The sequence below is a fragment of the Acinetobacter sp. PK01 genome, assembly GCF_022819285.1.
In the GTDB taxonomy this organism is placed as follows: Bacteria; Pseudomonadota; Gammaproteobacteria; order Pseudomonadales; family Moraxellaceae; genus Acinetobacter; species Acinetobacter tandoii.
Map to the genome: position 1 here is coordinate 3,097,678 of NZ_CP094643.1, position 23,879 is coordinate 3,121,556.

The following is a 23,879-nucleotide window of genomic DNA, read 5'->3' on the forward strand; positions in this document are numbered from 1 at the left end:
TGCCAAGATAAAAAAGTTTTGCACAAAAAAGATTCAGATAGATAAAGAGGATTAGATTATGAACATTGAAATCCGTACAGATAAAAACATTCAAAATAATGATCGTTTAATTAGTTATGTGCGTGCAGAACTGAATGAAGAATTCCAACGTCATAGTGAACGTATTACCCATTTCTCCGTACATTTAAGTGATGAGAATGGAGATAAAGGCGGCGATGATGATATTAAATGTATGATTGAAGCACGCCCAGCAGGATTAAAACCTGTGGTTGTGAATCATAAAGGACATAATGTTGATACCGCTTTGCATGGCGCTATTGATCGTTTGAAACGTAGCCTTGAGCATCTGTTTGAAAAAAGAGAAAATCCCCGAGGTGGGCAATTAGAATTTGCGGATGCTGATGCAGACAAAGATGTGATTGATGATGAAGATTAAGCTCAACTGATTGAGCCTAAAATAGAAAAAAGCCCTGCGGGGCTTTTTTTATATGAATTAAAAACTTTAGATATACATTTACATAAAACAAATGACCGAGAATTCGGCATAATATTCTGAAACTGATGAAAGAGTATGTTCCATGTTAACAGCACAACAACAAGTCTTTGTGCAGGCGATAGAAGAATTAGACCTGCCACAAGTACAACGTCTTTTGGCTGAAGGTTTAGATCCAAACTTTATTGATGCTGAAAAAGGACCTGCTGTTTCAGTGTGGTCGGATGGTTTATTTCAATGGTGGGAACATGTCAGCGAAGCCTATGAGGCAGGTCAAGGACTCAGCGAAGAACAGAAACAGCAAGAATTAGCCGTTCATTTGGATATTTTGGAAACCTTAATCCAAGCCAAAGCCAATTTTCATTTATGGGACAGTGAAGAGTTGTATGGTCCACTTTGGGATGCAGCAAGTTCAGCATGTGTACCTGCTGTGCAGCGCTTATTGGCAATTAAAGTTGACCCAAATACGCGTGATGAGCAAGGGCTGACTATTTTATCTTCAATTAGTGATTTATTCTTTGATTGCGACTTTGATGAAATTAATTGGAGTGAAGCCTTACCAGAAGAACGTCAAACCCTAGAATTGTTGCGTAGTCAGGGTGCAAAAATGTCGAAAGAATTAGCTTAATCACTGAGGCGAATCATGAAAAAATTACAACAATGTAGCGTATTGGCACTAACTCTGGGTGCAGCTTGTCCAACTTTTGCGGCAGATTTCTCTTTTGATCGACCAGGTTCGGGTATTGGGACAGGGATTACCCCAATTGGGCAATTGGCTTGGGAACAAGGTTTACCAAGTGCGAATTATGAAGAAAGTACAGTCAATGGTGTACAGCAAAAAACGACGACACTGAATGCCGACATGTTACTCCGTACGGGGATTGCACATAACTTAGAATTACAACTGGGTTGGCAAGGGCCATCATGGAGCCAAGTCAAACAAGCGGGTAAAACGGTTGATGAAGATGGTTTAGGTGATGTGAGCATCGGTTTAAAAAGTGCAATTGATTTGAACGATGACAACTTGACCATGGCTGTACTTTTAGAAGCGGTGTTGGCTACAGGGAATGATGGCTTTACCGCAGAAGATGATATTTATGCCTTGGCGACGGCCGTTTCTTATAAGCAAAGCGATTTAGTCGACACGTCGATTACCATGCGCTATGAAGTTCAAAATGGCGATTGGGCTGTGACAGCAATCCCTACGATTGGCTATAAACTTTCTGACAAATGGTCTGGTTTTTCTGAATTTGTATACCGCAAAGCAGAGAGCCAAGATTACGAATATTCATTGGGCTCGGGGGTGATTTATGCATTGAATGACCGTACTCAGTTCGATGCCAGTGTGGGAGTCGTGCTCAGTGGCGCAGATAAGAGTTATCAATCAGGTTTAGGCGTTTCGTACTTATTCTAAGGGTGTCAGTCTTGTTTATGGAAAAGTCTCTGCTGCTTTCAAAATCTTATGGGCGCAGTGTGCTCTGGCTGTGTACTGTTTTGTTGGCTTTCTGTTCAACCTTCCTACATGCGCAGCAAGCCTTATTATCGGCCGAAGAGGCTTTTCCTGTTCAAGTCGAATCTGTAACTGCACAAGAAGTGCAGTTACATTGGGATATCCCCGAACATTATTATTTGTATCAGCATAAATTTGAGGTACGGCAAGGGCAACATGTTTTGCCCTTAAAACTGCCAAAGGCAGAGGACTTGCATGATGATAACTATGGTCAAACTCAAGTTTATTATCAGCAGGTACAATTTAATGTGCCAACGCAGGCTTCGCAAACGTATCAAGTGACTTGGCAAGGTTGTGCCAAAGACCGTATTTGTTATCCACCACAAACCATTGAATTTAAAACCGATGCAGATGGTTTGGTGGCTTTGCAGAATCAATTTACAGCACCTAAGCGATTGTTAGATTTAAATTCGAATAACAACAGTGCTACCGTAGAAAATACAGATGCTTTAGACCAGACTAATGCAACATCTGCATCACAAACTGCTCAGGACCAACGCTGGTCTACACAATTGGCACAGCGCTCACCGATTTATGGTTTATTGCTGTTCTTGGGTTTAGGCATTTTGTTGGCATTTACACCATGTTCTTTACCTATGATCCCAATTCTCAGCTCCTTGATTGTACGTGATCGGCGCGGAGTCAAAGCATGGATGATTGCTTTGGTCTTTGTGTGCAGTATGGCGATGGTCTATGCCATGTTGGGCTTGGTTGCCTCATCCGCAGGTTTGAACTTTCAGCGTTGGTTACAACAGCCCTCAACTTTAATTGCGTTTAGTTTGCTGTTCGTGGTGTTTGCACTCAATTTATTCGGACTATTCGAATTACGTTTGCCACATGCAGTGGTACATCGTTTAGATCATTGGCAGTCGATGCAAAAAGGCGGTAGCCTGATTGGCGCGGCAGTTATGGGGATGATTTCCGCTTTGCTGGTCGGTCCTTGTATGACAGCACCACTGGCAGGCGCTTTGTTATTTATTTCTCAAACCCAGAATCAGTGGCAAGGTGCTTTACTGTTGTTTACGCTGGGTTTTGGTATGGGCCTACCTTTATTGCTGGCCAGTATTCTTGGGGCTAAAGCCTTGCCAAAAGCAGGTTTATGGATGAACCAGATTAAGGTGTTATTTGCCTTTCTGATGTTGGCCTTAGCGCTTTATTTCATTCGCCCCTTGCTTTCAGAAAGCTGGATGCAGGGTTTAAGTCTGTTATTGGGTCTTAGCTTTATCGGTTATGCGCTGTATCGTGCCCTATGGCAACAATCGCCTTTACGTCCATTATATCTTGTGATTTTGCTGTTGGTGGTGCCTTATATGCTTTATAGCCAGTATCAGCAAAGCCAGCGTTTCTTCGTAGAACAGGGGCAACAACAGATGCAGTGGCATGTGGCGCAAACCGCCGCAGAGTTTCAGCAAATTTTGGCACAAGCTCCGAAAGATCGCGCTATTGTGATTGATGTTTATGCAGACTGGTGCGTGGCATGTCAGCCGATTGAGCATCGCATTTTAAAATCAGCCCAAGTTCAGCAAGCACTCAGTCCATACACGCTAATTAAGCTGGATTTAAGTCATTACGATACCAGTCATCAACAATTATTAAATCAATGGGATATTTTAGGTCCACCGACCTATTTATTTTTAACCCCTCAACAACAGGAAGTGCGCGGACTCCGTTTAACAGGAGCATTTAGCGAAACTGAGCTGTTGCAACAATTAAAACAATTCGGACAAGATCTAGGACCTTAATCATGTTAGAGCTTTATATTGCCAATAAAAATTATTCCAGCTGGTCGATGCGCCCATGGTTGGTGCTCAAAGCCTTTGAAATTCCTTTTCAAGAGCACATGATTTATTTTGATCGCGAACGCTCCATTGGAGCATTTAAGCAAAAATTATTGGCTATTTCGGACAATGCTAAAGTGCCGATTTTGTATGATCAAGAGGTCAAAATATGGGATTCTTTGGCCATTTGTGAATATTTGGCAGAGCAATATCCTGAGTATGCGCTTTGGCCCAAGGATAAAGCACAACGTGCCAGAGCCAGAAGTATCAGTGCGGAAATGCACAGTGGCTTTAGCCAATTAAGAACCTTATGTGGCATGAATATTCGGGCGCAATTAGCTGAAGTGGGTCAACGGCTTTGGGCTGAAGATAGCGAGTTAAGACAGGATGTAGCACGCATTGAGCAAATTTGGGCAGAGCGTCCAGATCCAGATGGTTTCCTATGTGGAACATTCAGTATTGCCGATGCATTTTATGCGCCTGTCGTGATGCGATTTAAAACTTATGCTTTGCCTGTGTCTGCATCGAGTCAGCGTTATATGCAAAGTATGTTACAACATCCTGCAGTACAGGCTTGGGTTGAAGCAGCGATGGTGGAAGGGCGTTGGGTCAATTATTTGGAAGCCTATCAAACCGAAGCTGAGTAAGTGAGAACAAAGAAAGCTAGCTGATAGATGCCATATTTTCCATTTGTGCTTGGAAAATATGCACCTGATTACGTCCAGATGCTTTGGCTGAGTATAAGGCTTTATCCGCTTGGGTCAGTAACTGAAAGGGCGTTAAAGGGGATTGTGCGGTTGAAATTCCAAAACTGGCAGTCAGCGCAATACGGTTGCCATTATCATCCTTCAATTCTAAATGTTCAATTGCAGCGCGACAGCGTTCCGCCGTGTGTTGAGCCTGTTCGAGCGAGGTGTGATACAGCAGCAATAAAAACTCTTCTCCTCCAAAACGTCCCACAATATCGGTTTCACGTAAATGCTGCTTGAGCAATTGCCCGACTAGAATCAAGGCTTCATCGCCTTTATGGTGCCCATGACAGTCATTTATAGACTTAAAATGATCCAGATCAAGCAAGACCAATGCATAGCTTTGATTTTTCTTACGCTGGATGTGCTCTAAATATTGATTCAGACTACGCCGATTATAGGTATTGGTTAGTGGATCAATTCTGCTGAGTTGTTGAATGAGCTGTTCACGATTGCGCCATTGACTGAGTAGAATTTCAAATAAGATCAGACAGATCATGACCACAGGGGTAATGAAATACAGCATGCTTCCGACCCAAAATGCATTGGCGTAGGTATCATTGGGTAAATTGAAAATGGGGGCATAAGGCAACATGCCATGTAAACTTAAATAACCACAAACAAATAAATATAAAGTTGAAGGAATTAAGGCGCTGTAAACAACTGAACGGGGAAATAAAATTAAACCTACCGTGAGTAAACTGACAAAAGAGCTTAAGGTCGCAGGGCTGAGTACGCCAATTAGATATGCATCTCGGCATAAAGAGGTAATAAAACACCACACGGTAATATAAGGTACAAAACGTTTGACCCAAGCTTTGTGTTGCCAATAAATGCAAGGATAAATCAGGCTACCGAGCACAACGATAAAAATCAGATTCAGTACAATTTGTTGTTTAATGAGTCCTAAATTGGTCATGCTCCACAGGCTGGGGTTCAACCAAATAAAAATTTTCCAGAACATCCAAATCAGATGAGTCACACAGCCTAAAATTAACATCAGAATACATTTATTTAATGTATTCCAGTTCATGATCACCCCATATTCAAGCACAATTTTCTTGAGTCTATGTTGAAGCGAGGTTGGAGATGGGGGAGGTGAGTTGGTTGTCATTGATTTTTATTCCCTCGACATCAACAGTTCCTTTGTTGTTTTAAAGCGAGAATTATTTTTGCTAACCATAGCATAAATTTTAATCAAACTTTTGATTGCGTTACATTTCTCTTTTTCAGGGAGATTTAAATTTGTTCTAAAAATGGAACATAGTGTATTAATATGGGTAATTATTCTATTTTTATAGATGGCCTAAACTTGCTTCTATTCCAAGAGAGCAAAAATTACGGTGGCATCATGAAAGTTTTACATATCGACTCAAGCATTTTAGGTACAGCATCAGTTTCGCGCCAGTTAAGCCAAGCGATTGTTGAGCAATTACAAGCGAAGCACGACAATGTACAGGTTGAGTATTTGGATTTGGCCGCACAGCCGATTCCACATTTAACTGCAGAAATCTTAATGGGTCAAAATGCTGAGCAAGCAGCCTTAGGTGAACAGATCATCCAGCAGTATTTAGCTGCAGATGTGGTCGTTGTAGGTGCAGCAATGTACAACTTTGGTTTAGCTTCAACCTTAAAAGCATGGATTGACCGTATTAGTGTTGCAGGTAAAACTTTTAAATATACTGAAAATGGTCCTGTAGGTTTGGCTGGCAATAAACAGGTTTATATTGCCAGCAGTCGTGGCGGTGTCTATGGTGACAATAGTCCAGCGGATTTCCAAGAAGGCTTTTTGAAAACCGTGTTTAACTTTACTGGTGTCGAGCAGGTAGATGTTGTACGTGCTGAAGGTGTCAATATGGGTGAAGAACTTAAAAATAAAGCGATTGAAGCAGCTTTGGCACAGGTTAAACTTATCTAAGCTTACAGGTTTAGAACAGGAAAGGTCAGCAGATGCTGACCTTTTTTATGGCACTTTAGTCTTTATCTAGGCGGTGCGCGAATGCGGCTAAATCTGCTAAAGCTTGTTGGGCTTCTTCAAACCAAGCGCTGAACATTTGGAAGTTATGCCACATCCCCGTATAAATTTTAAATTCAACTTGAACGCCTGCAGCCTCGGCTTGTTGCTGAAAGCGTTGCCCATCATCCATTAAAATCTCTTTAGAACCGACCTGAATCAGTGTCGGAGGTAAACCTGTCAAATCATCGAATAAAGGCGAGACACGTGGGTCTCCACGATCAATGTCCGCAGGTAAATAGTAATCAATGCCTGCTTCGAGGGCTTCAATAGAAAGTAAGGCATCATGCTTTTGATTAAAGCGCAGTGATTCACTGGTCAGGGTCAAATCTAAAAATGGGGAAAGCAAAATTAAACCACTGACCTGTTCGAGTTGTGCTTGGCGGATTTTAATTGCCAAAGCAACTGCGAGGTTTGCACCGCAAGAATCACCCGATAAAATAATATCTTTGGCTAGAATACCTTGATCCAGTAAATTTAAATACGTGTTGAACAGTGCATCAATTGCTTCTGGGAACGGGTGTTCTGGTGAGAGTGGATAATCGACATGTAACACCTGCATTTGAGTTCGTGCAGCGATCTGGCTCAAAAATGCACGATGTGTATTTAGTGAACCTAGAAAAAAAACACCGCCGTGAATATGAAAAATCAGTTGGGTCGATTCCTTTTGTGGTTTGAGTTCTTCGGCATTCAATAGCCCTAAACGTAAAGGACGAACTTGGACATCTGCCTGAGTCGGGAAAATCTTACAGAGTTGTTCTAAGCCATGTCGCAGTATATTTGGGGGGAGATTGTATTGGCTCGGCGTACGGATGGTCGTTTTTAAAAGACTTTCTGTAATGAATTGTTTCCACGGTGCTGATATCTTCACGGTTCTTCCATTTTGTTATAAATTATGCCTAATAGTAGTATATTTACCCACAATAATTACAAGGGTACACTAAACAGTCACATTCAAGAATTGCAAATTTGCTGTGGCTTTACAATACTTAAAGACGTCTACAGACAGACTAGGGAAATCAACAAAAATGAAAAAAATTGCACTTGCATTAGGATTGCTCGGATTAACCGTACTTGCGAATGCGGCTGATCCATTAAATGGCACAGTTTGGAAAACTATTGATGATAAAACCAAGCAACCACGTGCGGTTGTGAAATTTACTGAGCAAAAAAATGGTGTTTTGACTGCCAGCATTCAAAGCATTTTGACACCAGGTGAAGAAAATGCTTGCAGTAAATGTGAAGGTCCATATCACAACAAATCATTGAAAGGCCTAACGATCGTTCGTGGTCTGAAAAATGTCGGCGGCACAAAATATGATGAGGGTACGATTTTAGACCCGAAAAATGGCAAAACCTATAGCTTAAAAGGTGAACTGACTTCGGGTGGGAAAAAGCTTGAGCTCCGTGGTTATTTGGGTGTAGCTGTATTAGGACGTAACCAAACTTGGGTTCGTATGAACTAAAGTGGTAAAAAAGATGTGATCAAAAGCCTGATTGTCTATCAGGCTTTTTTACATCTAAAAAGTGCCTTTTAAGCAGGAATTGCTCGATAAGCCGCTTCATCAAAACCGACGAGATAACCTTGAGCAGTTTGTAAAACAGGGCGCTTGATTAAACTCGGCTGTGCCATCAGAGTTTCGATTAATTGGTCTTGTGAAGCCAAGGCGTGTTGTTGTTCTGCTTCAGTCAGTTTACGCCAAGTGGTGCCTTTTTTATTGAGAATCAGCTCTTGTCCAACTTGGTCTAGCCAAGTTTTTAAGGTGTCGGCATCAATCCCTTGCTTTTTATAATCATGAAATTCATAGGCCAAGCCCAGTTCAGTTAGCAAATCGAAGGCTTTTTTCATGGAGCTACAGTTTTTAATGCCATAAATTTTTAGCATACAGAATACATTCCTGAAGATAATGATTGAGCATAGGGTAAACAAAAAAATCTGCTTTCTCTAGCATTGCAGGAAAATTAGGCGAAAGATGTTGATGTCATGGGAATTGTCATCGAATTGCAATCTAAACTTGGCATGCTATATTCATGAAAAACAAGAATGTTAAAACAATCAAAACATCAGCGCTTAAATAAAAATAAGCAATAAAAAAGAGAAAACCCGCATTTAATCATCCTGATTATGCGGGTCTCATTACAACGTCCATTGTCACATCCTTGAAAACAAACTCAAAACGAGTTGTGTTTTATTCCATCCTACGGCTTCCTATCCCTTTGCTGTCATCCTGACATGTCCCTGTGCCGTGCCGCTATGATGCCGTTTCTGACTTAGGATAAAAAGACCACAAATGCGTCATGTTCTGTGAGCAAAAAGATAATATTGAGTGAACATTTGTTCACTCAAATGCGCAAACTATTTAAATTTGATAGTCAATAATGACGGGTGCATGGTCACTAAACCATTCATCTTTATAGACCCAAGCATTGACTGTACGTGACTTCCAGTCAGGTGAACAGGCTTGGTAATCAATACGCCAACCGACGTTCTTGGCACGGGCTTGTCCACGATTCGACCACCAAGAATAAAGTTCAGCTTCTTTACGAACTTCGCGGAAGGTATCGACATAACCGAGTTCATCATAAATATGATCGAGCCATGCACGTTCATGCGGTAAGCAGCCTGAAGATTTTTGATTGCCCGACCAGTTTTTAATATCAATGCGCTTATGCACAATATTGTAGTCACCACACACAATGATGGATCTATTTTCAGCGCGCCATTGTTTGAGAATCTGTTGATAATTTTCTAAAAAATGATCTTTGCGTGCTTGTGCTTCGTCACCTGACGAACCTGAAGGTAAATACAAAGAGCAAATATGTACGGGGTGATCTAAACCTAAATCGAATTCCGCACTGATAAAGCGCCCTTGAGAGTCGGCCAGTTCAAAACCTAAACCATCTGTTACAGACACAAAGGGTAAACGGCTATAAATGGCCGTGCCTGCATAACCCGCACGTTCCGCAGGGAATAAATGTGTGTACCAGCCTTCTGGTTTAAATTTATCCGTCCATTGTGCATGAGTGATGCGACTTTCTTGCATACACACCACATCGGCATCGGACTTTTCTAACCATTCCAATAAGCCTTTGGTCACGGATGAACGTAAGCCATTTACGTTAATTGAAACCACTCGTAAAATTTTTTGATCACTTGGGTAGCTACTCTTTGGTATCATGCGCAGTCATAACCTCAATGTATGAATTTCGGAGCACCTCATGTCAACGCCAGCTCAATTTAACCCACAAGCATTTATCGAACTCGCTTTATCACGTGGTGTGCTTAAATTTGGTGAGTTTACTTTAAAATCAGGCCGAGTGAGTCCTTATTTTTTTAATGCTGGTTTATTGAATGATGGTGAGGCTCTATCACTGTTGGCTTCTGGTTATGCAGATAAATTAACCCAGTGTGACCATGTTGAAGTGGTGTTTGGCCCTGCATATAAAGGGATTCCTTTTGTTGCAGCAACGGCTGTAGCATTGTCGCAAAATCATGGTGTGAGCGTGCCATGGGGCTTTAACCGTAAAGAAGCCAAAGACCACGGTGAAGGTGGTGTGTTGGTCGGTGCATCGGTTGCAGGCAAAAAGGTCTGGATTATTGATGACGTGATTACCGCAGGAACAGCGATTCGTGAAGTGGTCACCATTTTGAAAAATGCAGGTGCACAAATTGCAGGTGTATTGGTGGCTTTAGACCGTCAGGAAAAAGGTCAGGGTGAATTATCTGCGATTCAGGAAGTACAAAAAGAATTGGAAATTCCTGTACATGCCTTAATTACCATGAAAGATTTAATGAATTATTTAGATGCCAAAGGTGAAAGCGAAGCCTTGGCGAAAATGGAAGCCTACCGTGTGAAATACGGTATCTAAGTCTATATTGAATTGAAAAAGGAAGCGATGGCTTCCTTTTTTCATTTATCAGCGGATTAAATTGTTGAGTAGATCTCGTTAAATTTGTAAAACATGGGTTGAATCATAATCGTGGAACGTGAAGAATCAATAAAAAGCCGTTCTAGTGTGCTGAACCCTAGAATGGCTTTGACTAAGATGTTGATTATTATATGAAAATTTAAAGAACTTCGTATAACGACCATTATGTTAATTTTAGCGTAACTAAACTATATTTCATCGTAAGTTAATTGAGAGCGTACTAATACAGAGTTTACATCACCTTCTGGCCAAACCCATTTAGTCCAATTAGTTATAAGCCATTTAGTTGATATACCACCATCAGGGTTCGCCTCTTCAGGGAATAAAACATACATATTAATACCTGCTTTATATCCACTTATAGTAATTAATCCTTTTTGACAACATCCGCCTTCACATACCATCATGATTACTTCTTCTTCAAATGGATAATGAGCCTTGAATTTTAAAAGATATCCACGTTGTAAATATTGTTCATTGAAATCAATTAATTTAGACCATTTCATTCTATGACTTACAACTATTTTTAATAGACATTAAAGTATAGTATTTCTTGGCTGTTTAACATAATGGTCGTTATACTAAATTTTAAAAAATACAGTAAAAACAATAAGTTATACTTATCTTTTTGATTTCATATAAGGTGTATTATGTTAATTTTAGAAATAATTAAAAGTTTAGGAATACTAGTAGAATGCGACTTATAGAAATAGAACCTTATTTTTGGGAACTATATGAGGATAGCGAAAATATATATCTCAATGTTCTTATAAATATGAGTGCAATTTCTTGGGAGAAAACTATCTGCCTAGATGAACAAACTATTCAGCAGTATCAGACTCAAGGAAAAGGTTTTATTGATGGCTTAGCTAAAAGAATTGAAAGCAGCCAATTTAGAAAAGATTATGAAAGATTCTACTCATATCCAGATGCCTCCAAAGAAAAGAAAGAGGGAATGCTTGAAGCATTTAATAAATATAAGGCTAAGCAAAATTAAATCCATTTAACATAATGGTCGTTATACGAAGTGCATTTGTATATTAATATAAATATCAAATACTTAAAATTTTAGCTCTAGCCAAAAAATGCAAAAAAGCCGACTTTGAAATAAGTCGGCTTTTTATTGAACGAATTTGTCACTTTCAGCCAATAGAATCGATCAAAAAACATTCAAATTATGACTTTTCCCTGATAACTCAATACATCCAGTCCCGAAACTATCCGCAATTTCTGCGGATAAACCTTGGGGTAAGTTTTGAGCAATGTTGTAAGCTCAAGCTGACATAAATTAGGGAGCATTGCGTCTAGGCCACTGTTTGGATTTTTCATATGATGGGGACATAGAGAACAGGATGTTCCAACACATAAAACAATAATGATAAGTGCGACACCAGGACGTGAGGTACGACAGGAGTTATACCTAAACCACCGATACGAAAAAGCCCGACAGGATGTCGGGCTTTTTTACATTGGTTAAAAATAAAATTTGACAAAAAGTAATATCTATTAATTAATTAGTTCTTTTTTAAATAATTTTATTATGGAAAATATCTATAAGATTATTATTTCTTTATACCTCCTTATTTTATTTTCAAGTTTTATAGGGTGTGCGCCAATCCCTATAAAGCCAGTTCAACCATCTGTACCCATTCCCCCCCCCACACAGATTGATCCAATAGATATTTTAATTGAGGGAATTGATAATAAACCTATAGCCTCAAGCGAAAAAATGATTGGGTATATTAGTGTTGATTTAGCGGAAGTTTTCCCAACCCCCAAAAAAACAACAGCGATTAATCATATTGTAAGAGGACAAAAAGTATTTATTTTTAATACTAAAGGAGACTGGGCTAATATTTCAGCAGATGAAACCTATGAATATTGGATAGACCTGAATCATGTTTGCTTTACTCAAAATTGTTGGGTGAAAAAAACTAGTTATTCGAGTAGTAATAATTTAGAAAATAAATATCGTATTACTCCACAAACAAATACTGCTAATTCAACTAGCTATAATTCTGGAACAATCAGTGGAAAGGGATATGTAAATTCAAAAGGAAATTATGTACCTAGTCCTAGAAAATCTAATACGAAACCTAATGGGGCAACTGCTAAATGTAGAGATGGCACTTGGTCTTTTAGCCAAAGTACAAGAGGAACATGTTCTAGACATGGAGGTGTTAGTAGTTGGTTATAAGATTGTTTCAATTCTTGATATATTGATCCTAGACAAAAAAATAGCCCCAGATCAATCGAGGGGCTATTTAACATAAAATCTCATCTACGAAATCTTTCTCATCACACTTTTTACACTCCAACATCATGCCCAACTTGTCATGCCGTCCTTGTTCAGTCATCACCCAAGGTCGATTTTGCCAAGGGGGAGTGTGGCGAACATGTTGAGTATGTCCGCAGGCTAAATCTGCCACCCAATGCTGTTCATCATCTAAATGAAAACCAATAATGGCTTGTTGCATAGCGGAAACCTAAATGAAGTTATACAAAATTATCCATAAGCGAAAATTGAAATTCAGAAATAGAACCGAATAATCTCCGTTATACTCCTAGCTGATTATATCTTTAAACAAGAGTTTTGATTATGCGCGTACTTGTTGTGATGGACCCCATTGAAAGTGTCAATTTGAAAAAAGACTCAACTATGGCCATGTTGTGGGCGGCAAGCCGTCGCGGGCATGAACTGGGTTATGCATTACAACAGGATTTATATATCGAGCAGGGTAAAGCGTTTGGTTTAATTGCGCCTTTAAAGGTGTTTGAAGATTACGACCATTATTATGAATTGGGTGAAAAGAAGAAAGAATCCATCGCGGCATATGACGTGGTGTTGATGCGTAAAGACCCGCCATTTGATATGAACTTTGTCTATACCACCTATATTTTAGAACAGGCAGAACGAGAAGGGGCGTGGATTATTAACAAACCACAAAGCTTGCGTGACTGTAACGAGAAACTATTTGCTACACAGTTCCCTGAGTTGCAAGTGCCGACATTGGTCACTTCACAGCAAGGTTTAATTCGTGAATTTATCAAAGAACAAGGTGATGTGATTGTAAAACCACTTGATGGTATGGGCGGCATGGGAATTTTCCGCCTCTATCAAGATGGTGTGAATATTGGTTCAACCATTGAAATCTTAACCAACCATGGTACTCAGCCGATTATGGCACAGCGTTATATTCCTGAAATTGTCGAAGGCGATAAGCGTATTTTGATGATCAATGGTGAGCCTGTACCGTATTGCTTGGCGCGAATTCCACAAAATGGTGAAGTTCGAGGTAACTTGGCTGCGGGTGGCTTGGGTGAAGCCCGTCCGCTGACTGAAAATGACCGTAAAATTGCAGAAAAAGTAGGGCCTTTCTTACGTGAGAAAGGACTGATTTTCGTCGGTCTAGATGTGATTGGCAATTACGTGACTGAAATTAATGTGACTAGCCCAACGTGTATTCGTGAAATTGACAACCAATTTGGTACTCAAATTGCGGACGATTTATTTGCTGTATTAGAGGCGGGCCACCCAAGCGTTTAAGTAAATTTGAATATACTCAATGCCTCGATCACATGCGTGTGGTTGAGGATTGTGCAGTACGCTAGAGGCTCAAAATTAAGCAAAAGATCTTTCCAAAACTACAAGCGATTTGCGGTTTTTAACAAAGATAGCGGTTTTTTATACTAGATTAATAATAAAACTTGTTTAAACTTACAAAACTGAAGAAAAAAACAATGAAACGCTTGGTGAAACAAAGTAAATAAACTTTCGCGCCTCTGCGTTTGTGATTACAATTGTTAACTTAAATGAATTTTTGCCTATTTTTTTGAACTGAAGAATTAAACCGTGACTGATGTACAGCAAACAAAGCCCAAACGCGTAATGATGATGGCCGCTGGTACTGGTGGACATGTTTTTCCAGCACTTGCCGTTGCAAAACAATTGCAACAACAAGGAACACAAGTGTCTTGGTTGGCAACACCTACAGGCATGGAAAACCGCTTATTAAAAAATCAAAATATTCCAATTTATCAAATTGATATTCAAGGCGTACGTGGCAATGGTGTGGTACGCAAGTTATTGGCACCTTTTAAAATTTTAAAAGCAACCTTAAGCGCCATGCGCTATATGAAACAGTTGAATATTGATGCTGTTGCTGGTTTTGGTGGTTACGTGGCGGGGCCTGGTGGTTTGGCGGCACGCGTTTTGGGCATTCCTGTGCTTATTCATGAGCAAAATGCTATCGCGGGATTTACCAATACCCAATTGTCACGCGTAGCGACTACGGTGTGTCAGGCCTTTCCGCAGACATTTTCCGAACAAGCCAAAATTGTCACCACAGGCAATCCTGTACGCAAAGAAATTACCGAAATTTTAAATCCGTCTTGGCGTTATCAAGAGCGTGAAAAAGCCAATCAACCACTTCGCATTTTAATTGTCGGTGGTTCTTTGGGGGCGAAAGCACTAAATGAATGTGTACCCGAAGCTTTAAAGCAATTAAATGTGCCACTTCGTGTCTATCATCAATGTGGTCAAAACCATGCTGAGGCGACACAGGCACAATATGCCAATGCGCCTACGAGTTTAGAAGTCGAAGTCCACCCGTTTATTGAAGATATGGCTCAAGCCTATTCAGATGCAGATCTCATTATCTGTCGTGCGGGTGCGTTAACGGTGACAGAAATTGCTACAGCAGGAGTCGCGGCTATATTTGTACCGTTGCCAAGTGCTGTGGATGATCACCAAACGGCGAATGCCAAGTTTTTAGCGAATATTGGAGCTGCAAAAATTTGTCCGCAAGCCAATATGACGCCTGAAAGTTTAAAAGAATTGTTAGTGCCGTTAATGAATCGTTCATTATTGTCTGAAATGGCAGTCAAAGCGCGTCAACAGGCTCAACCCGATGCAACTCAACATGTCGTTGAGCTAATTCAAGAATTGTGATTAGAGTAAGCTATGTCTCCATCTACACCTGCTGATCAAGCAAAAAAGTTAATTAAAATCCCTGAAATGCGTCGTATTAAGCATATCCATTTCGTGGGTATTGGTGGTGCTGGGATGTGCGGCATTGCTGAAGTATTGAAAAACCAAGGCTATAAAGTATCTGGTTCAGATATCAAGGCATCAAAAACCACGGTACAGCTTGAAGAAAACGGCATTAAAGTCTATATCGGGCATGCCGCTGAAAATATTCAAGGTGCTAATGTTTTGGTGGTTTCAACGGCGATTGACCCAGAGAACCCTGAAATTAAGGCAGCTATTGAACATCGTACACCTGTGGTTCGCCGTGCAGAAATGCTGGGTGAATTGATGCGCTACCGTCATGGGATTGCCGTTGCAGGAACTCATGGTAAAACCACAACTACCAGTCTTGTCACTTGTATGTTGGCTGAAGAAAACCTCGATCCAACGTATGTGATTGGTGGTTTATTAAATCGTACTGGTGTTAATGCGGCATTGGGTGCAAGTCGTTTTATTGTGGCTGAAGCGGACGAGTCAGACGCATCTTTCCTGCATTTACAGCCTATGGCCACCATTGTGACCAACATCGATGCGGATCATATGGATACCTATGGTGGCAGCTTTGATGTACTCAAAGACACTTTTGTCCAGTTTTTACAAAAAATGCCGTTTTACGGTTTGGCAGTGGTGTGCGGTGATGATGCCAACATCCGTGAAATTATGCCACGTATTGGTCGTCCATTGGTGACCTACGGATTTAATGAAGACAATGACATCCGTGCAGTAGACGTAGTACAAGAAGGGATGCAGTCACACTTTACCGTATTGCGTAAAGATCGTGAGCCTTTGCGTCTAACGATTAATTTGCCTGGTTTACATAATATTTTAAATGCACTGGCTGCGATTGGTATTGCCACTGATGAAGGGGTATCTGATGCTGCGATTGCGCGTGCATTAGAAGGTTTCAGTGGTGTGGGGCGTCGTTTCCAAGTTCAGGGTGAGTTTGAATTGGGCGAAGGCAACGTAAAATTGGTGGATGACTATGGCCATCACCCGAAAGAAGTAGAAGCCACCATTAAAGCAGCACGTGCTAGCCATCCAGACCGTCGTTTGGTTATGTTGTTCCAGCCGCACCGTTTTAGTCGTACCCGCGATTGTTTTGATGATTTTGTTGATGTGTTGTCACAAGTGGATCAATTGTTGTTATTAGAAGTTTATCCTGCTGGGGAAAAACCAATTGTAGGTGCGGACAGTCGTGCATTAGCGCGTAGCATTCGTTTACGTGGTGAAGTTGAGCCTATCTTGATTGATCCGGTAGAAGGAAACTTGCCAAACGTAATGCGTAAAGTGTTACAAGCGAACGACTTGTTATTAACACAAGGCGCAGGTAATGTGGGAGCTATCTCGGTTGAGCTGGCACAGCATCAATTATATGTAGATTAATTGCCATTTTCGGTTTCAATTAAAAAGTTATAACAGTTTAAGGATAAAAACGTGTCAAATGCTTCAAAGTTCGGCAAAGTTGCCGTGTTGCTTGGTGGTAAATCAGCTGAGCGTGAGGTTTCTCTCGATAGTGGTCAGGCTGTACTTGAAGCATTGATTCGTTCTGGGGTAAATGCCGAGGCATTTGATCCTCAGAATCGTAGCGTGACAGAATTGGTCAATTATGATCGTGCCTTCATTGTATTGCATGGTCGTGGTGGTGAAGATGGTCAGATCCAAGGTGTATTGGAGTGGTTAAACATTCCTTATACAGGAACTGGTGTTCAAGGTTCTGCCATTGGTATGGACAAAGTTAAAACCAAGCAAATTTGGCAAGGTTCAGACTTACCAACTGCACCGTACCGTATTATTGATAAAGACAGTGATTTAGCTGAAGTTGTAGAAAGCCTAGGTTTGCCACTCATTATTAAGCCTGTGCACGAAGGTTCTAGTGTAGGCATGAGCAAGGTTGAAAAGGCTGAAGATTTGGCTGCTGCAATTGCTAAAGCCACTCAGCATGATGCTGTAGTCATGGCTGAAAAATGGATTACAGGACGTGAATTCACGATTTCATTCTTGAATGGTCAACCTTTACCTGTGATTCGTTTACAACCTCCTGCGGATGTCGCTTTTTATGATTATGAGGCGAAATATCAACGTAATGATGTGCAATATGGTATCCCGTGCGGTTTAACGGAAGCTGAAGAACAACGTCTACAAGCCTTATGTTTACGCGCATTTCAAGCGGTTGGGGCAAGTGGTTGGGGACGTATTGATGCCATGCAGGACGAACAAGGCAACTTCTGGTTACTTGAAGTGAATACAGTACCAGGTATGACCAGTCACTCATTGGTGCCAAAAGCTGCCAATGCTGTAGGCTATAGTTTTGATGCGTTATGTGTTGCAATTTTAGAACAAACACTTACAGGTGTAGCACACTAAGTTATGGCTCAACTTCCAGCATCGATGCGCCGCAAACGCGCCGCAATTACCTCGATTCATGACAAACCACCCACGCGAAAAGAACAGCTGACTAACGTGGGTGGCTGGCTGCTCTTGGTTATTGCTTTTGTGGTCTTGGCTGCTGGAATATTTGGCTTATACAAGGTCATGACAGATGCACGTGTAGCAGATTTGGATGTGGTTGGAACACGTTCCGATGCTGAGCATCGTCAAGTGATGTTGCACGTGGCGCCAACTTTACAAAATAATTATTTTACTTCTGATTTAGAGCAAATCCGTGACCGTGCTTTAGAGTTGTCATGGGTAGATCGTGTTGTTGTTTCTCGTGCATGGCCGAATGCGATTCGCGTCCGTGTAATGCCTCGTCATGCGATTGCCCGTTGGGGAACTGGGCGTTTGCTAAGCGATAGCGGTGATATTTTTGCCGAAGTGACACCCAAGAATTATCAACAATTGCCATTGCTTCATGGGCCGATCAGCCAATCCAAAACCATGATGCGTCGCTATAATGAAATTAATCAATTATTCCTTCCAGTCAACCTTCGGCTAAAAGAATTATATTTAACGGAGCGTATGACTTGGTTTATGCAGTTTGATTCTGGATTACGTGTTATTGTTGATCAAGATCAAACCATGAGTAAGCTACAACGTTTGAGTCATCTCGCACAAAGTGATTTGAAACCAGTATGGTCACAAATCTCGGCAATCGATTTACGCTATAGGAACGGCCTAGCGATTCAATGGAAAAGCACAGCCCCACCCAAAATTGTAAATGGTCACTTTGTTGTAACGATTAATGACACAAGCATTGCGGATGGGATAACTGCAAAGCCATAATGGTTGGCTTTATAAATAGAGGCGTAAAGCCATAAATTAAACAAACATGTAATGGTAGTAAATAATGAGTGAAGCTGTTCCCTCAGTTGTTGCGATTGACATTGGGACACATAAAGTTTCAGTTTTGATTGGTAAGGTGCATGCCCCAGACAAGATACAAGTCATTGGGATGGCGACTGCACGTAACCGCGGTATGAACAAAGGCAAAATCGTGAGCTTGGACAAAGTCATCACGGCGATAAAAAATGCCGTTCAGGAAGCGGAAGATATGGCTGAGTGCCGTGTGCATTCAGCTTGGGTTTCTATTCCAAGTGCAGAATTAAAAAGTTTTTATGCTTCGGGGCGTACCCCAATTGAAAACGCTGAACATAGTATTAGCACCAATGAAGTCGTGAGAGCATTAGAGTTGGCCAAAGCCAGCCATGTCACTTCAGATCATTATTTGGTAAGTGCAGTTCCACTAGGTTTTGAATTGGATGATTCTCCAGAATGGGTGCAGAATCCAATTCGGATGTCCGCACACACGATGAAAGGGCATTATCAGTTGATGATGTTGCCGATCAGTACCATGCAGAATTTGGATCGTGCCATGAAAGGTGCAAACATCACCGTAGAAAAAATGGTGGTGTCTTGTTTGGCCACAGCAGAAGCCAGTTTGCTGAAAGACGAAAAAGAATATGGGGTTTGTTTGCTCGATATGGGCGCTGGAACCACCAATCTTGCGGTCTATTTAGATGGTCGTCTGGCGATGGCGGAAACGTTACAACGTGGCGGTGAACATGTGACACGTGATATTGCGGCAGTCTTACAAACCACGACAGAAGAAGCAGAAAGAATTAAGTTACTTTATGGTTGTGTTGATTTAAAAGTGGTTAAACCCGACCATATGATTCAAATTCAAGGGATCGATGGTCCGCAAACCATTAGCCGAATTGAATTGTCTGACATTATGATTGCACGCTATGAAGAAATTTTGACCCAAGTTCGAGAAGCGCTTGAGCGTAGTGGCGCTATTCATGGTTTATATCATGGTGTTGTTTTGACGGGTGATGCTTGCCAAATTGAAGGCATGGTCAGCTTGGTGCGTCGCATGTTGGGTATTTCAGCGCATTTGGGCAATCCACCTGTACAAGTTTATGCCGATGAGCCTTATTTGGCATCATTACGCCGTTCCCAATACGCAACGGCGGCGGGCTTATTGATGTTCAGTCAAGGGGATCCACAAGAGACCTTGGTAGAAACCGTAGACCCTGAAACACTTTCGTTCTGGAAACGTGCTGGACGAGCATGGTCAGGGCTAAATGACAAGTTGAAGTCTATTTTTTAGTGGTATTTTTAAGGAATATTGTTTGGAAGTTGTACGTTAGGCGGTCAAGACTTGACAACCTAGACATTGAACAGCATTCTAAAACCAATTTTATTTATGCAGATCAAGGCAGTATACGGGCTTAAGTGACTGCCAATTACGAATTAGGAAATTTAAAGGTCATGGCCTCATTTGAATTTTTAGAAGATGATCAGAACGATAGCAACGGTCAAGCCCGTTTCACTGTATTTGGTGTAGGTGGTGCAGGCGGTAATGCCGTTCAACACATGTTGGAATCGGATATTCAAGGTGTAAAATTTGTTTGTGCCAATACGGACAAGCAAGCGTTAGACCGTATGAACGCACAATTTAAAATCCAGTTAGGTGAACAAAGTACCCGTGGTTTAGGTGCAGGTGCGAATCCTCAAGTGGGTCAAACGGCGGCCGAAGAAAGTCGTGAGTTGATCCGCCAGCATTTAGAAGGCACCGACATGGTGTTCGTGACTGCGGGTATGGGTGGTGGTACAGGTACAGGTGCTGCACCAGTCGTTGCAGAAATTGCCAAAGAAATGGGTATTTTAACGGTAGGTGTAGTGACTACGCCGTTTAATTTTGAAGGTAAGCGTCGTCAACAGTCTGCTGAAAAAGGCATTGAGGCTTTAGAAGCGCACGTAGACTCACTTATTATTATTCCAAACCAGCGTTTGCTCAAAGTATTCCGCGATATCTCGATGAAAGATGCTTATAAAAAGGCAGATGATGTATTGTTGAATGCGGTACGCAGTATCTTCGATTTGGTGGTTCGCCCTGGTCACATTAACCTTGACTTTGCCGACTTGAAAACAGCAATGAGTACTCGTGGTTATGCCATGATGGGTGCAGGCTCAGGTCGTGGTGAACATCGTGCGCGTCAAGCCGCAGAACAGGCGATTCGTAGCCCGTTATTAGATAACGTGACCATTATGAATGCGAAGGGTATTTTGATTAACGTCACTGGTGGTGATGATGTAACCTTTGGTGAAATTGAAGAAATCACGGATGTCGTGAACCAAATTGTGGACTTGGATGAAGGTCAAGTCTTCTACGGTACGGTCTTTGACCCTGATGCACGTGATGAAATTAGCGTGACTGTGATTGCAACAGGTTTAACCCGCAATTCAGCAGATGCGATTGAACCTGTGAAGCGTCCCAATACGCAGGTTTCACGTTCTGCAACGACCCATGCTGTGGTTGAGGAAGATGATGTTCCTGCGATTCAACGTCAGCAGGCTGATGCTCCAGCAATTAATGCGGCTTCATCTGCTGGTGCATCACGCCCAACACCAATGAGCATTCAAGATTATTTGAAAAATCAGCAACGTAAGTAATTATTTTTCAATAACTTGCTTTTGAAATACTATAAAAGGTAGCGTTATCGCTACCTTTTTGTTTTTTATCAATGGCTAAATATGCTAACGTATAGCGGATTTATGGGCAGATGATAGAAAGAGCATGTTGAAACAGCGTACCCTGCAACGTGTCGTGAAAGCGAGCGGTATTGGTCTTCATAGTGGGCAAAAGGTATTAATGAACTTTGTGCCGCACCATGTGGATGGGGGTATTGTATTTCGCCGTATTGATTTGGATCCACCTGTGGACATTCAAGCCGATGCGATGCTGATTCAAGAAGCCTTTATGTGCTCTAATTTGGTTCAGGAAGATGCCAAAGTAGGCACCATTGAACATGTGATGAGTGCGATCGCAGGTTTGGGTATTGATAATTTAATTATCGAAGTTTCGGCTTCAGAAGTGCCAATTATGGATGGCAGTGCTGGCCCATTTATCTATCTGTTAATGCAAGGTGGATTGGTCGAGCAAAATGCAGCCAAAAAATTTATTCGAATCTTAAAACCTGTTGAAGCATTAATTGATGATAAGCGTGCAATTTTCACGCCCCATTCAGGTTTTCAACTGAATTTCACCATCGATTTTGACCACCCCGCATTTAAAAAAGAATATCAGTCAGCCACCATCGATTTTTCAACTGAAACTTTTGTCTACGAAGTTAGTGAAGCACGTACATTTGGCTTCATGAAGGACTTAGATTATTTAAAAGCCAACAATTTGGCTTTAGGGGCAAGTTTAGAGAATGCCATTGGTGTAGATGATACTGGCGTGGTCAATGAAGAAGGTTTGCGCTTCTCAGATGAATTTGTTCGTCACAAAATATTGGATGCTGTAGGTGATTTATATTTATTAGGACATCAAATTATTGCGAAATTTGATGGATATAAGTCAGGTCATGCTCTCAATAACCAATTGTTACGCAATGTTCAAAGTGATCCAAGTAGCTACGAAATTGTAACATTTGATGACATGGATCAATGTCCAATCCCTTATGTAAGTGTGACATAAGTCATTGTCTTATATGGGCTACGTTATAATATAACAAATTGAAATGTGAATTAAGTCACGTTCGTTGGCTGAGGCATTTTCCAAACCCAGCCCTAGGTTACTTTTTATTGCTTGCCAAACGTAGCATTGCTTGGCTAAGCTTAGGGTCGCTCACAAAGTCAGCAGCCCCTTTTAATAAATCTTGGGTTTCTGGGCTAAGAGATCGGGAAGATGATTCAGTTGTCTGTGTAGTTTTTGAGGATACTCTTAAACGAACCTGTATTTTTTGTAAGTCTTTCAGTTCTTCTAGTTGAGCCAATTGAACAATATAGTGCTTTTGTAAGTAACCAAGTTGACTCACCATCGCTTGATTTTCACCCGTTACGGTTAAAACACCATATTGATAACAAGCAACCTGCCATTGCTCTGGTTGAGGCAATAACGGTTGAATGAGTTTGCTAAGTTTCTGCCATGCAGCAACTTGGGTTGAGAGAAACGACAAGTTTCCTGTTTTTATGCGTTTTCTTGTTTGTTGAAAGAGATTCTCTGGTTCAGACATACATATTACCTTCATATTTGTGTCTTAATCTTATGCGCTCCTTTCAGTAGATATCAAGGAAGAGATCACGCAAGGAACTTTTGTAAGAACAGTTTAAAGAGGTTTTCATGCACACAAGACGTATTTTATTGGCATTTTCTTTGGCAGCTTCGGCCGCATCGGTGGCTTTCGCTGATTTAGTTCAATTAAATTCTAACACCACTGCTTCACCAGATCGTATAGAGCAACTGACTCAAACTTTAGCACAAGGTTCGTATGCTGAACCTGAAGATATTGATCTTCCTGCAAGTACCGAGTTATCAGTCAGATTGCGTGAAAAAACAGTTGAGCTAAATAACGAATCGATTGCTAAAAAATATGGCACTAAAACTTCGTATTCTGCATCTTCGAATAGTCCTTATTCATGGTTAGTCTCTCATCCATTACCAGACATGAAACGCATCAGCTCGGACTTTGGTGGTCGTACTATGGGTGGTCGTGCTGAACATCACTCTGGTTTAGATTTGTCAGCACCAAGTGGTACGCCAATTTATGCGACAGGACCAGGTGTTGTAACCAAATCGGGTTGGGGTTCTGGTTATGGTCAATATGTTGAAATTAACCATGGCAATGGTTATATCACACGTTATGCACATGCTTCACGTTTAATTGCACGTGTTGGTGATCGAGTAAATGCGGGTGAACATATTGCCAATGTGGGTTGTACAGGCCGTTGTACGGGACCACATTTGCATTATGAAGTTGTAAAAGATGGTCAGCGTAAAAATCCATCAACTTATTTAGCCATGTTGCCATAATTACATCTCGTTATTAAAGCTTCAAATCCTTCTAAAGGCAGTGTATTGGGTCCTACCTCTTTCCCATACACTGCCTTTTTATTGTTTCCAATATTTGCACCAAAGTAGTGACGTTTTCT

General features: G+C 41.1%; 26 protein-coding genes. 19 read left to right on the forward strand and 7 right to left on the reverse strand.

From position 1 onward, the window contains the following. The first annotated feature begins 58 nt into the window (after positions 1-58). The 5 genes from MP622_RS14630 to MP622_RS14650 all read left to right on the forward strand — a co-directional run bounded on the left by MP622_RS14630 (position 59) and on the right by MP622_RS14650 (position 4,428). Positions 59-436, forward strand: a complete 378-nt coding sequence (locus MP622_RS14630; RefSeq protein WP_016168860.1) for an HPF/RaiA family ribosome-associated protein — start codon at positions 59-61, stop codon at positions 434-436. Positions 437-578: 142 nt separating this feature from the next. Further along, entirely contained in the window at positions 579-1,121 is a 543-nt protein-coding gene (locus MP622_RS14635) for an ankyrin repeat domain-containing protein (RefSeq protein WP_243791585.1), read from the forward strand. A 15-nt stretch (positions 1,122-1,136) separates the two neighbouring features. Further along, positions 1,137-1,907, forward strand: a complete 771-nt coding sequence (locus tag MP622_RS14640; protein ID WP_243791586.1) for a transporter — start codon at positions 1,137-1,139, stop codon at positions 1,905-1,907. A 17-nt stretch (positions 1,908-1,924) separates the two neighbouring features. Further along, positions 1,925-3,745: a protein-disulfide reductase DsbD gene (dsbD, locus tag MP622_RS14645; protein ID WP_243791588.1), complete on the forward strand. Its 1,821-nt coding sequence runs from the start codon at positions 1,925-1,927 to the stop codon at positions 3,743-3,745. Between the two features lie 2 nt (positions 3,746-3,747). Then, positions 3,748-4,428 carry a glutathione S-transferase family protein gene (locus MP622_RS14650; protein ID WP_243791590.1) on the forward strand — a complete coding sequence of 227 codons (681 nt, stop codon included), beginning with the start codon at positions 3,748-3,750 and terminating at the stop codon, positions 4,426-4,428. Positions 4,429-4,444: 16 nt separating this feature from the next. Here the strand turns inward: MP622_RS14650 and MP622_RS14655 are convergent, their stop codons facing one another. Then, positions 4,445-5,644 carry a GGDEF domain-containing protein gene (locus tag MP622_RS14655; protein ID WP_243791592.1) on the reverse strand — a complete coding sequence of 400 codons (1,200 nt, stop codon included), beginning with the start codon at positions 5,642-5,644 and terminating at the stop codon, positions 4,445-4,447. A 237-nt stretch (positions 5,645-5,881) separates the two neighbouring features. Between MP622_RS14655 and MP622_RS14660 the strand changes: the two genes are divergently transcribed. Next, positions 5,882-6,448, forward strand: a complete 567-nt coding sequence (locus MP622_RS14660; RefSeq protein WP_016168854.1) for an NAD(P)H-dependent oxidoreductase — start codon at positions 5,882-5,884, stop codon at positions 6,446-6,448. 55 nt (positions 6,449-6,503) lie between these two features. On the opposite strand, the gene MP622_RS14665 is transcribed toward MP622_RS14660, so the two are convergent. Next, positions 6,504-7,415 (reverse strand): alpha/beta hydrolase, encoded by a 912-nt coding sequence (locus tag MP622_RS14665; protein WP_243791594.1) that lies wholly within the window; start codon positions 7,413-7,415, stop codon positions 6,504-6,506. A 157-nt stretch (positions 7,416-7,572) separates the two neighbouring features. On the opposite strand from MP622_RS14665, the gene MP622_RS14670 reads away from it, so the two are divergent. Further along, positions 7,573-8,010 carry a DUF2147 domain-containing protein gene (locus tag MP622_RS14670; RefSeq protein ID WP_016168852.1) on the forward strand — a complete coding sequence of 146 codons (438 nt, stop codon included), beginning with the start codon at positions 7,573-7,575 and terminating at the stop codon, positions 8,008-8,010. 68 nt (positions 8,011-8,078) lie between these two features. On the opposite strand, the gene MP622_RS14675 is transcribed toward MP622_RS14670, so the two are convergent. After that, positions 8,079-8,429 carry an arsenate reductase gene (locus MP622_RS14675; RefSeq protein WP_243791596.1) on the reverse strand — a complete coding sequence of 117 codons (351 nt, stop codon included), beginning with the start codon at positions 8,427-8,429 and terminating at the stop codon, positions 8,079-8,081. A 475-nt stretch (positions 8,430-8,904) separates the two neighbouring features. Next, positions 8,905-9,723 carry an exodeoxyribonuclease III gene (locus tag MP622_RS14680; protein WP_243791597.1) on the reverse strand — a complete coding sequence of 273 codons (819 nt, stop codon included), beginning with the start codon at positions 9,721-9,723 and terminating at the stop codon, positions 8,905-8,907. Positions 9,724-9,763: 40 nt separating this feature from the next. On the opposite strand from MP622_RS14680, the gene pyrE reads away from it, so the two are divergent. Beyond that, the gene (pyrE, locus tag MP622_RS14685; RefSeq protein WP_131324326.1) at positions 9,764-10,414 is read left to right on the forward strand and encodes an orotate phosphoribosyltransferase; all 651 of its coding nucleotides are present in this window, start codon (positions 9,764-9,766) and stop codon (positions 10,412-10,414) included. Between the two features lie 248 nt (positions 10,415-10,662). Here the strand turns inward: pyrE and imm45 are convergent, their stop codons facing one another. Beyond that, positions 10,663-10,980 carry an Imm45 family immunity protein gene (gene imm45 / locus MP622_RS14690; RefSeq protein WP_151505052.1) on the reverse strand — a complete coding sequence of 106 codons (318 nt, stop codon included), beginning with the start codon at positions 10,978-10,980 and terminating at the stop codon, positions 10,663-10,665. A 188-nt stretch (positions 10,981-11,168) separates the two neighbouring features. On the opposite strand from imm45, the gene MP622_RS14695 reads away from it, so the two are divergent. Continuing rightward, a complete protein-coding gene (locus MP622_RS14695) occupies positions 11,169-11,471 on the forward strand; it encodes a hypothetical protein (protein WP_151505051.1) in 303 nt (100 codons plus the stop codon). Between the two features lie 543 nt (positions 11,472-12,014). Continuing rightward, positions 12,015-12,671, forward strand: a complete 657-nt coding sequence (locus MP622_RS14700; protein WP_243791599.1) for a DUF3761 domain-containing protein — start codon at positions 12,015-12,017, stop codon at positions 12,669-12,671. A 67-nt stretch (positions 12,672-12,738) separates the two neighbouring features. On the opposite strand, the gene MP622_RS14705 is transcribed toward MP622_RS14700, so the two are convergent. Then, on the reverse strand, positions 12,739-12,951 hold the full coding sequence (locus tag MP622_RS14705) for a DUF3565 domain-containing protein (RefSeq protein ID WP_243791601.1): 213 nt from the start codon (positions 12,949-12,951) through the stop codon (positions 12,739-12,741). 122 nt (positions 12,952-13,073) lie between these two features. Between MP622_RS14705 and gshB the strand changes: the two genes are divergently transcribed. From gshB to lpxC, 8 genes are all read left to right on the forward strand, one after another. Then, complete coding sequence (gene gshB / locus MP622_RS14710; RefSeq protein ID WP_243791602.1) at positions 13,074-14,021, forward strand: glutathione synthase; 948 nt, start codon at positions 13,074-13,076, stop codon at positions 14,019-14,021. A 306-nt stretch (positions 14,022-14,327) separates the two neighbouring features. Continuing rightward, complete coding sequence (gene murG / locus MP622_RS14715; protein ID WP_243791604.1) at positions 14,328-15,425, forward strand: undecaprenyldiphospho-muramoylpentapeptide beta-N-acetylglucosaminyltransferase; 1,098 nt, start codon at positions 14,328-14,330, stop codon at positions 15,423-15,425. Positions 15,426-15,437: 12 nt separating this feature from the next. Beyond that, positions 15,438-16,886: a UDP-N-acetylmuramate--L-alanine ligase gene (murC, locus tag MP622_RS14720; protein ID WP_016168843.1), complete on the forward strand. Its 1,449-nt coding sequence runs from the start codon at positions 15,438-15,440 to the stop codon at positions 16,884-16,886. Between the two features lie 51 nt (positions 16,887-16,937). Further along, positions 16,938-17,867 (forward strand): D-alanine--D-alanine ligase, encoded by a 930-nt coding sequence (locus MP622_RS14725; protein ID WP_016168842.1) that lies wholly within the window; start codon positions 16,938-16,940, stop codon positions 17,865-17,867. A 3-nt stretch (positions 17,868-17,870) separates the two neighbouring features. Beyond that, positions 17,871-18,725, forward strand: a complete 855-nt coding sequence (locus MP622_RS14730; protein ID WP_243791606.1) for a cell division protein FtsQ/DivIB — start codon at positions 17,871-17,873, stop codon at positions 18,723-18,725. Positions 18,726-18,789: 64 nt separating this feature from the next. After that, on the forward strand, positions 18,790-20,052 hold the full coding sequence (gene ftsA, locus MP622_RS14735) for a cell division protein FtsA (RefSeq protein WP_016168840.1): 1,263 nt from the start codon (positions 18,790-18,792) through the stop codon (positions 20,050-20,052). A 161-nt stretch (positions 20,053-20,213) separates the two neighbouring features. Beyond that, entirely contained in the window at positions 20,214-21,398 is a 1,185-nt protein-coding gene (ftsZ, locus tag MP622_RS14740) for a cell division protein FtsZ (protein WP_016168839.1), read from the forward strand. A 124-nt stretch (positions 21,399-21,522) separates the two neighbouring features. Further along, positions 21,523-22,425, forward strand: a complete 903-nt coding sequence (gene lpxC / locus MP622_RS14745; protein WP_044738883.1) for a UDP-3-O-acyl-N-acetylglucosamine deacetylase — start codon at positions 21,523-21,525, stop codon at positions 22,423-22,425. 97 nt (positions 22,426-22,522) lie between these two features. Here lpxC and MP622_RS14750 read toward each other — a convergent pair whose 3' ends face one another. Then, positions 22,523-22,963: a hypothetical protein gene (locus MP622_RS14750; RefSeq protein WP_016168837.1), complete on the reverse strand. Its 441-nt coding sequence runs from the start codon at positions 22,961-22,963 to the stop codon at positions 22,523-22,525. Between the two features lie 107 nt (positions 22,964-23,070). Between MP622_RS14750 and MP622_RS14755 the strand changes: the two genes are divergently transcribed. Beyond that, entirely contained in the window at positions 23,071-23,760 is a 690-nt protein-coding gene (locus MP622_RS14755; protein WP_151504457.1) for a M23 family metallopeptidase, read from the forward strand. Positions 23,761-23,879 lie beyond the last annotated feature (119 nt).

Coding starts and splice junctions, on each gene's coding strand:
- MP622_RS14630 (WP_016168860.1), top strand. CDS start 59: ATGAACATTGAAATCCGTACAGATAAAAACATTCAAAATAATGATCGT.
- MP622_RS14635 (WP_243791585.1), top strand. CDS start 579: ATGTTAACAGCACAACAACAAGTCTTTGTGCAGGCGATAGAAGAATTA.
- MP622_RS14640 (WP_243791586.1), top strand. CDS start 1,137: ATGAAAAAATTACAACAATGTAGCGTATTGGCACTAACTCTGGGTGCA.
- dsbD (WP_243791588.1), top strand. CDS start 1,925: ATGGAAAAGTCTCTGCTGCTTTCAAAATCTTATGGGCGCAGTGTGCTC.
- MP622_RS14650 (WP_243791590.1), top strand. CDS start 3,748: ATGTTAGAGCTTTATATTGCCAATAAAAATTATTCCAGCTGGTCGATG.
- MP622_RS14655 (WP_243791592.1), bottom strand. CDS start 5,644: ATGACAACCAACTCACCTCCCCCATCTCCAACCTCGCTTCAACATAGA.
- MP622_RS14660 (WP_016168854.1), top strand. CDS start 5,882: ATGAAAGTTTTACATATCGACTCAAGCATTTTAGGTACAGCATCAGTT.
- MP622_RS14670 (WP_016168852.1), top strand. CDS start 7,573: ATGAAAAAAATTGCACTTGCATTAGGATTGCTCGGATTAACCGTACTT.
- MP622_RS14675 (WP_243791596.1), bottom strand. CDS start 8,429: ATGCTAAAAATTTATGGCATTAAAAACTGTAGCTCCATGAAAAAAGCC.
- MP622_RS14680 (WP_243791597.1), bottom strand. CDS start 9,723: ATGATACCAAAGAGTAGCTACCCAAGTGATCAAAAAATTTTACGAGTG.
- pyrE (WP_131324326.1), top strand. CDS start 9,764: ATGTCAACGCCAGCTCAATTTAACCCACAAGCATTTATCGAACTCGCT.
- imm45 (WP_151505052.1), bottom strand. CDS start 10,980: ATGAAATGGTCTAAATTAATTGATTTCAATGAACAATATTTACAACGT.
- MP622_RS14695 (WP_151505051.1), top strand. CDS start 11,169: ATGCGACTTATAGAAATAGAACCTTATTTTTGGGAACTATATGAGGAT.
- MP622_RS14700 (WP_243791599.1), top strand. CDS start 12,015: ATGGAAAATATCTATAAGATTATTATTTCTTTATACCTCCTTATTTTA.
- MP622_RS14705 (WP_243791601.1), bottom strand. CDS start 12,951: ATGCAACAAGCCATTATTGGTTTTCATTTAGATGATGAACAGCATTGG.
- gshB (WP_243791602.1), top strand. CDS start 13,074: ATGCGCGTACTTGTTGTGATGGACCCCATTGAAAGTGTCAATTTGAAA.
- murC (WP_016168843.1), top strand. CDS start 15,438: ATGTCTCCATCTACACCTGCTGATCAAGCAAAAAAGTTAATTAAAATC.
- MP622_RS14730 (WP_243791606.1), top strand. CDS start 17,871: ATGGCTCAACTTCCAGCATCGATGCGCCGCAAACGCGCCGCAATTACC.
- ftsA (WP_016168840.1), top strand. CDS start 18,790: ATGAGTGAAGCTGTTCCCTCAGTTGTTGCGATTGACATTGGGACACAT.
- ftsZ (WP_016168839.1), top strand. CDS start 20,214: ATGGCCTCATTTGAATTTTTAGAAGATGATCAGAACGATAGCAACGGT.
- lpxC (WP_044738883.1), top strand. CDS start 21,523: ATGTTGAAACAGCGTACCCTGCAACGTGTCGTGAAAGCGAGCGGTATT.
- MP622_RS14750 (WP_016168837.1), bottom strand. CDS start 22,963: ATGTCTGAACCAGAGAATCTCTTTCAACAAACAAGAAAACGCATAAAA.
- MP622_RS14755 (WP_151504457.1), top strand. CDS start 23,071: ATGCACACAAGACGTATTTTATTGGCATTTTCTTTGGCAGCTTCGGCC.